This is a genomic window from Rhodoplanes roseus, from assembly GCF_003258865.1.
Taxonomy (GTDB): domain Bacteria; phylum Pseudomonadota; class Alphaproteobacteria; order Rhizobiales; family Xanthobacteraceae; genus Rhodoplanes; species Rhodoplanes roseus.
This window is the reverse complement of the sequence record NZ_NPEX01000272.1, coordinates 1-7,708: the sequence shown is the minus strand read 5'-3', so window position 1 is coordinate 7,708 and position 7,708 is coordinate 1. Positions and strand designations below refer to the sequence as shown.

Sequence of the window (7,708 nt, the reverse complement as noted above, 5' to 3'; positions counted from 1 at the left end):
GCGCCTCTGCCCACCCTACGGCGACAGGCCTCGCCGACGAAAAACGGCCGGGGCGGGCCCCGGCCGTTCGCGGCGTGATCAGGTGAGTCGCGGATCAGTCGGCGTACTGGCCGGCGGCCTTGATGATCGGGGCCCAGCGGTCGATCTCGCTGATCAGCATCGTCTGGTGCACCTCGGGGGTCGCGCGCTCCGGCGCCACCGGATCCGTGGTGATGTCGTGGAAGCGCTTGGCGAGATCCGGGTCCTTCATGGCCGCCACGATGGCATCCGAGAGCTTCTTGACGACCTCCGGCGGCGTGCCCTTGGGCGCGTAGACGCCGTGCCAGACGCTGATCTCGAAGCCCTTGAGGCCGGCCTCGTCGGCGGTCGGCAGATCCGGGAAGGTGCTCATCCGGGTCTTGGTCGTCACCGCATAGGCCTTCACCTGCTTGGAGGTGATCGGGCCGGTGGTGTTGGTGGCCTGGTCGCAGGTCATGTCCACCTGCTTGCCGAGCAGGTCGTTCATGATCGGGCCGTTGCCCTTGTAGGGCACCGTGGTGATCTGGGTCTGGATCGCCGTCTGCAGCAGCATGCCGCAGAGCTGCGAGGCGGCGCCGAGGCCGGCATGCGCATAGGTGACCTTGGTCCCGTTCGCCTTGATGTAGTCGATCAGCTCCTTGAGCGTGTTGGGGCCGAAGTCCGGGCGCGCGATGATGGTCTGCGGCGACTCGGTGACCAGCCCGAGCGGGATGAACGCCGTCTTGGTGTCGTAGGGCAGCTTGCGGTACAGCGTCGCCGCGGTCGACAGGCCGACGTGATGGATCAGCAGCGTGTAGCCGTCCGGCGCGGCGCGCGCGACCCGGGCGGACCCGATGGTGCCGCCGGCGCCCACCGCGTTCTCGATGATGATCTGCTGGCCGAGCGCCTTCTGCATGCTCGCGGCGGTGACGCGCGCGATCGTGTCGGTCGGGCCACCGGCCGCGAACGGCACCACCATGGTGATCGGATGGTCGGGATAGGTCTGCGCCAAGGCCGGGGTGGCTGCGAGCGCCAAGGCTGCGGCAATCGTCGTCAAACGCATCTGCAAAGTCCTCCTTGCCCATCTTTCCGGGAAGATCGAGCGGGCCGGAACCGGCCGCCGGGTCATGCAGGCTGGCGACGAGTGATACCATGCGTTGCGCACGAGCGCATGCGCGCTCGCGTCCGACCTAACCCTTACGTGATAGAGCGGTAACGTGCTGCGGGGCCCGTTTGGTGTGCAGTGCAGCGCGACACCGGCACGCTGCACGACGTCGCCCGTGCGACGTCAGGCGGACGACGCGGCGGGTGGGCCGAACCAGGTGGTCAGCGCGTCGGCGAGCCCGCAGCCGGCCCGGTCTCCCACCCAGGCCACGTAACCGTCCGGCCGGATCAGCACGGCGGCCGGCGCCGCGACGACGCCGAGGACCGGCAGCTCCCATGGGCCGGCATGGTCGGCCTTCGTCACCGCGACGCGATCGGCCCACGGCGCGATATCGAAGCCGCCGACACCGGGCTCGCCGAGGTCGAGCAGCACCGGCCGGGCGCGGTGCAGCAGGGTGAAGAGCCGCCGCGGCCCGTCGGCCGTGACGAGGTCGAGATCCGGCATCCGCCGTCCGAGCAGCGGATGCCCGTCGCCGAGGTCGTAACGAAGACCCAGCCCGGACATCTCCGCGGCGAGGCGCCGGCGCGGCTCGTCCAGGCGGACGAGCTCGGACACGATGTCGCCCAGCGCCCGGGTGCGCTCGTCCTGACGGCGGAGCGCGACCTGCGCCATGGTGGTGCGCAGCACGCGCGCCGCCAGCGGGTGGCGCTCCGCCCGATAGGTGTCGAGGAGGCCGTCCGGCGCGGTCCGCTTCACCACCTGGGCCAGCTTCCAGCCCAGGTTCACGGCATCCTGCACGCCGATATTGAGGCCCTGGCCGCCGATCGGCGGATGAACGTGCGCCGCGTCGCCGGCGATCAGGACGCGCCGGTCCCGATAGGCGGCGGCCTGCCGGGTCGCGTCGGTGAACCGCGAGATCCAGGCCGGATTGCGGGCCCCGTAATCCGTTCCGTAGACCGCGACCAGCGCGGCGGCGACATCGCGCAGGGTGGGGTCGCTCGCGGACCCGACCTGCCGCTCGGTCAGCACCAGCCGCACCCGCCCCTCGGTCTCCGACCGGCCGATCGCATGGATGCCGAGGGCATCGTGATGAAAGCCCCACTGCGGCTCGTCGGTCGTCTCGACCTCGGCGATCAGCCAGCTCGTGGTCGCATCCCAGCCCGGGAACGCGATGCCGGCCGCCTTGCGGACCAGGCTGCGGCCGCCGTCGCACCCGACCAGATACGCGGCGCGCAGCGACCGACCGTCGGCGAGCGCGACGTCGAGGCCGGTCTCGTCCTGCACGAACCCCGTCACCTCGCAGCCGCGATGGATCGGCACCGCAAGCTCGTCGACCCACTCCGCCAGGAGCCGCTCGATGTGGCGCTGGGGCAGCGCGAGGCCGTAAGGGTGGCGAGTCGGGAAATCGCCGATGTCCAGCGGGATCATGTGGAAGCCGGCCACCTGCGCCACCTGTCCCTGCGCCAGGAAGCGGTCGGCGATGCCGCGTTGATCGAGCGCCTCGATGGTGCGCGCATGCAGGCCACCGGCCCGCGACCCGACCAGATCCGGCGTCGCGCGCCGCTCGACGATCGCGACGTCGACGCCCGCCAGCGCCAGCTCGCCCGCCAGCATCAGCCCTGTCGGGCCGCCCCCCACGATCACCACCGCACGATCCGCCATCGCCACCCTCCCGAGGTCCGGAGATTTCGAGGGCGACTGTGCGGGAGGTCGGGGGACTTGATACAAGCCGGGGGGCAACGCACATATCAGTGTGGGGAAGCGTGGTCTCTCCCGCCCCCGTCCAGTCCCCCGGAGGTTCTACCCCCCCGTCGCAAAGCCCGGGTAGCAGGTCATGCCGCCGTCGACGAACAGGGTGATGCCGTTGATGTAGTCGGCCATGTCGGAGGCCAGGAACACGGCGACGTTGGCGATGTCCTGCGGCTCGCCGATGCGGCGGTACGGCACCAGCGTCATCAGGCTGGCATAGGCCTCCGGGGTGTTCCAGGCCGAGGTGTTGATCGGCGTGCGGATCGCCCCCGGGCCGATGGCGTTGACGCGGATGCGCTGCGGCGCCAGCTCCTGGGCGAGGCTCTTCATCATCATCTGGATGCCGCCCTTGGACGAGGCGTAGTTGACGTGGCCGGCCCACGGGATCACCTCGTGCACCGAGCTCATGCAGATGATCTTGCCGGCCGCGACCGAGACCTCGGGCCGCACGCCGCGGCGCAAGAACTCCTTCGCGGCCTCGCGGGCGCACAGGAACTGGCCGGTGAGGTTCACGCCGATCACCTTGTCCCATTCGGCCTTGGTCATCTGGGTCAGCGGCGCGTCGCGCTGCAGGCCGGCATTCGCCACCATGATGTCGAGGGTGCCGAACGCCTTCACGGCCTCGGCCACCATCGCCTCGACCTGATCCTCCTGCGACACGTCCGCCTTCACGGCGACCGCCTTGCGGCCGAGCGCCTCGATGGCGGCGACGACGCCGTCCGCCGAGCCGACCACGTAGTTGACGGCGACGTTCGCACCGGCCCGCGCCATGGCGATGGCGACCGCCTCGCCGATGCCGGAATTGGCGCCCGTCACCAGCGCGGTCTGGCCGGCCAGGAGCTGCGGCATGCGGTCGTAGGCGGGCAGGTCGGTGTTGAACGCGCTCGGCGATGCGGCTGTGGTCGAGGTCGTCATGCAGGGCTCCTGGTGTCGTGACGCGGTGTGGTTCGAAGGCAACTCGGTCGGAAGCGGCCGATGTCACGGCCCGCATCCTGGTCTCGGGTGGTCAGCTCGCCGTCATTCCGGGGCGGCACAGCGCGCCGAACCCGGAATCCAGCCACAAACTCCGACCACGTCGCTGGATTCCGGGCTCGGCGCCGTGCGCCGCCCCGGAATGACCCATCGTCAGCGCCCCGGCCGGTGCAGCTCGTCGATCACATTGGCGATCAGCCCGGTCCAGCCGGTCTGGTGCGAGGCGCCGACGCCGCGCCCGGTATCGCCGTCGAAGTATTCGTGGAACACGAGGTGATCACGAAAGTGCGGATCGGTCTGCAGCTTCGCGTGATCGCCCGAGACGGCGCGGCGTCCCGCGGCGTCGCGCAGGAACAGCCGCGACAGGCGGCGGCGCAGCTCGTCCGCGACCTGGGCGAGCGTCAGCATGGTGCCCGAGCCGGTCGGACACTCGATCGTCAGCTCGTCGCCGTAGAACAGGCCGAACTTGTCGAGGCTCTCGATCATCAGATAGTTCACCGGCATCCACACCGGCCCGCGCCAGTTGGAATTGCCGCCGAACAGCCCGGTGTCGGACTCGGCCGGGGTGTAGCGGACCTCGGCCCGGTAGCCGTCGCGCTCGAACACATAAGGGTTGTCGCGATACACCCGGGAGATCGCCCTGATGCCGTGGTCGGAGAGGAACTCGGTCTCGTCGAGCATGCGGGACAGCACGCTGGTCATGCGGAAGGCGCGCGCCACCGCGATGAGCCGTCGCCCGTCCGCCCCCGGCGTCTGCGGCCGCGACACCAGCGCGGCGAGCTCGGGCCGATGCGCCAGCACCCATTCCATGCGGCGCGCGAAGGCCGGTGCCTGCGCCAGGAGATCGTCGTCGAAGACCTCGACGGCGAACAGCGGCACCAGCCCCACCATGGAGCGCAGCCGCAGCGGCACCTTCTCGCCGTCGTCGCGGATCAGCCAATCGTAATAGAAGCCGTCCTGGTCGTCCCACAGGCCGAGGCCCTGGCCGCCCAGATTGGTCATGGCGCCGCCGATCAGCAGGAAGTGCTCGAAGAACTTCGAGGCGATGTCCTGATAGGCGTCGTCCTCGCGGGCCAGCTCCAGCGCGATCTTCAGCATGTGGAGGCAGAACATCGCCATCCACGAGGTGCCGTCCGACTGGGTCAGCGTGCCGCCGACCGGCAGCGGTCGCGAGCGGTCGAACACGCCGATATTGTCGAGCCCGAGAAAGCCGCCCTGGAACACGTTGCGGCCGCCGTGGTCCTTGCGGTTCACCCACCAAGTGAAGTTGAGCAGCAGCTTGATGAAGACGGCCTCGAGGAAGCCGCGGTCGCCGATGCCGGTCCGCGCCTTCTCGCAGGCGTAGATGCGCAGCGCCGCCCCGGCGTGAACGGGCGGATTCACGTCGGAGAAGTTCCACTCGTAGGCGGGGAGCTGGCCGTTCGGATGCATCAGCCAGGGCTGGCAGACGAGCATCAGCTGGTCCTTGGCGAAGCGCGTATCGACCAGCGCCAGCGTGACCAGGTGGAACGCCCAGTCCCACGCCGCGAACCACGGATACTCCCACTTGTCCGGCATGGCGATCACGGTCGAGGTGCCGAGATGCGACCAGTCGCTGTTGCGGCCGTGCCGCCGTGACGCCGGGGGCGGCGGCTGCGCCGGATCACCCTTCAGCCACTCGGTGACGTCGTAGGCGTAGAACTGCTTCGACCAGATCATGCCGGCGAGCGCCTGGCGCTGCACGGCCCGCATGTCGGGATCGGGGATCGCCGCCTGCAGGGCGGCGTAGAAGGCGTCGGCCTCGGCGATGCGGGCCGTGAAGATCTGGTCGAAATCACCGAATGCGTCGTCGCGCCGCGCGCCGGCGCAGAACCGCGCGCGCAGCACGACACTGCCGCCCGCCGGCACGTCGACGACGTGCAGGGCCGCCGCCTTGGTGCCGGTGCGGGCCGGATTCACGGCGTCCCGCCGCCCGTTCACGACACACTCGCCGATGCCGTCCTTGAAGAAGCCGGCTCCCGGCGGCGTGCCGAACAGGCGGTGCGCGTTGGTGTCGTTGTCGCAGAACAGCAGATCCTGCGGCGCCTCGAGATGCAGCGTGAAGGAGCCGAGCGTCTCGTGCTCGGCGCGGATCGCGGCGCCGCCCTCCGCCGTCAGCACGGGCCTCGCGGCGCCCGCCTTCCACGACCAAGTGTTGCGGAACCAGATCTGCGGCAGCACGTGAAGACGGGCCGGCACGTCGCCGCGGTTGGCGATGGTGATGCGCCACAGCATGTCGTCCGGCGCCGCCTTGGCGTAGTCGATCGTCACGTCGAAATAACGGTCGTGGTCGAACACGCCGGTGTCGATCAGCTCGAACTCGCGGTCCTGGCGATTGCGCCGGGCGTTCTCGTCGACCAGCCAGCCGTAGGGGAAAGGCGCCTGCGGATACTTGTACAGCATCCGCGCGTAGGAGTGCGTCGGCGTGGCGTCGAGATAATAATAGAGCTCCTTGACGTCCTCGCCGTGATTGCCCTCGTTATTCGTGAGGCCGAACATCCGCTCCTTGAGGATCGGATCGGCGCCGTTCCACAGCGCCAGGCCGAGGCAGAGATGCTGGCCGACGTCGCACCAGCCGCCGATCGCGTCCTCGCCCCAACGATAGGCGCGGCTGCGCGCGGCGTCGTGGCTGAGATAGGACCAGGCGTCGCCGGAGGCCGAGTAGTCCTCGCGGACCGTGCCCCACTGGCGATCGCTGACATAGGTGCCGAAACGCCGCCACGGCGCCGCGCCGGCGTTCGCTTCCGCGATCCGGCGGCCCTCCTCGGTGGTCGCGAACGGATCGCTCACCGGGGCGCCGCCGGCTTCGTCTCGGACGGCTTCTGATCAGCCGGCTTCGCATCGCCCGGCTTGGCGGCCGCGAGCTTGTCGACGGTCGCCTGCAGGGCCGCGACCGAGGCCTTGAGGGCCGCGATCTCGGCCGCCGCGGCGGCGAAGCGCTGGTTGACCGCCGCATTGTTCTTGGCGACGAGCTGCTGCAGATACTCGACATTGCTCTGCAGGCAGCCGGTGCGGCGATCGAGCTTGCTCTCCTGCCCGCAGGCCTCGATACCGCGCACGTCCTGGGCGGCGGCCGGCGTGATCACGAGCGCCGGCCACGCCCCGAGCACGGCGGGGACGATCACGGCGGCGGCGAGACGTGGGATCCTGATCATGACAGCCCTTTTTGCGCCTCGGGACGATAGCCGACGAATCTTAACGGCGTTTGGCAGCCGCCGCGAGCTTTCATGAGGGGCCGTGACGGCGCCCCGGACCTGTGCCAGCCTGCGGCGCCTCCCGCCTCCCCGCTCGCCAGGATTCCCCCGCCATGCTGATGGTTCACGACCGCCGCACCGTCCATTACGACCTGATCGGCCCGGACGACGCGCCGGTCGTCTGCTTCGCCCATGCGCTGGCGGCCGACGGCGGGATGTGGGCCGAGCAGATCCCGGCCGTGCTGGCGGCCGGCTTTCGCGCCTTGCGGATCGACATGCGGGGGCACGGCGGCAGCGCGGCGGCGCCCGGCGACTATACGTTGTTCGGCCTCGCCGACGACATCGTCGCGGTGCTCGACGCCTGCGGCATCGCGCAGGTGCACGTCGTCGGCCTCTCGGTCGGCGCCATGATCGGCGAGGCGCTCGGGCTCGCCCATGGCGGCCGCGTCCGCTCGCTGACGCTGTGCGAGGCGCCCCCGAAGGCGCTCCACAACGCCGCCGCCGTCTGGGGCCCACGGGTCGCCGCAGTGCGGGCCGCCGGGAGCTGCGCGCCGATCGCCGACGCCACCCTGGCGCGCTGGCTGACGCCGGCCTTCACACGCCGCTGTCGCTCGAGCCGGCCGAGGTGACGCGGCTGCGCTCGGTGCACGACCGGCTCGACATGGCCGAGATC

At 70.3% G+C, this 7,708-nt stretch carries 6 protein-coding genes; 1 reads left to right on the top strand and 5 read right to left on the bottom strand.

The window, feature by feature from the left end; all coding sequences use genetic code 11:
- Positions 1 to 94 precede the first annotated feature (94 nt).
- The 5 genes from CH341_RS25500 to CH341_RS25480 all read right to left on the bottom strand — a co-directional run bounded on the left by CH341_RS25500 (position 95) and on the right by CH341_RS25480 (position 6,996).
- On the bottom strand, positions 95 to 1,060 hold the full coding sequence (locus CH341_RS25500; RefSeq protein ID WP_111421779.1) for a tripartite tricarboxylate transporter substrate-binding protein: 966 nt from the start codon (positions 1,058 to 1,060) through the stop codon (positions 95 to 97).
- Between the two features lie 225 nt (positions 1,061 to 1,285).
- A complete protein-coding gene (locus CH341_RS25495; RefSeq protein WP_111421778.1) occupies positions 1,286 to 2,764 on the bottom strand; it encodes an FAD-dependent monooxygenase in 1,479 nt (492 codons plus the stop codon).
- A gap of 138 nt (positions 2,765 to 2,902) precedes the next feature.
- Entirely contained in the window at positions 2,903 to 3,766 is an 864-nt protein-coding gene (locus CH341_RS25490) for an SDR family oxidoreductase (protein WP_342635031.1), read from the bottom strand.
- A gap of 210 nt (positions 3,767 to 3,976) precedes the next feature.
- Positions 3,977 to 6,631 (bottom strand): MGH1-like glycoside hydrolase domain-containing protein, encoded by a 2,655-nt coding sequence (locus CH341_RS25485; protein WP_210208611.1) that lies wholly within the window; start codon positions 6,629 to 6,631, stop codon positions 3,977 to 3,979.
- Positions 6,628 to 6,996 carry a hypothetical protein gene (locus CH341_RS25480; RefSeq protein WP_245431244.1) on the bottom strand — a complete coding sequence of 123 codons (369 nt, stop codon included), beginning with the start codon at positions 6,994 to 6,996 and terminating at the stop codon, positions 6,628 to 6,630. The genes CH341_RS25485 and CH341_RS25480 overlap by 4 nt, the downstream gene beginning before the upstream one ends.
- 152 nt (positions 6,997 to 7,148) lie before the next feature.
- Between CH341_RS25480 and CH341_RS25475 the strand changes: the two genes are divergently transcribed.
- Positions 7,149 to 7,664 carry an alpha/beta fold hydrolase gene (locus CH341_RS25475; protein ID WP_111421777.1) on the top strand — a complete coding sequence of 172 codons (516 nt, stop codon included), beginning with the start codon at positions 7,149 to 7,151 and terminating at the stop codon, positions 7,662 to 7,664.
- The last annotated feature ends 44 nt before the right edge of the window (positions 7,665 to 7,708 follow it).

Excerpts from the sequence above, each read along its gene's own strand:
- CH341_RS25500 (WP_111421779.1), bottom strand. The coding sequence starts at position 1,060 with ATGCGTTTGACGACGATTGCCGCAGCCTTGGCGCTCGCAGCCACCCCG.
- CH341_RS25475 (WP_111421777.1), top strand. The coding sequence starts at position 7,149 with ATGCTGATGGTTCACGACCGCCGCACCGTCCATTACGACCTGATCGGC.
- CH341_RS25495 (WP_111421778.1), bottom strand. The coding sequence starts at position 2,764 with ATGGCGGATCGTGCGGTGGTGATCGTGGGGGGCGGCCCGACAGGGCTG.
- CH341_RS25490 (WP_342635031.1), bottom strand. The coding sequence starts at position 3,766 with ATGACGACCTCGACCACAGCCGCATCGCCGAGCGCGTTCAACACCGAC.
- CH341_RS25480 (WP_245431244.1), bottom strand. The coding sequence starts at position 6,996 with ATGATCAGGATCCCACGTCTCGCCGCCGCCGTGATCGTCCCCGCCGTG.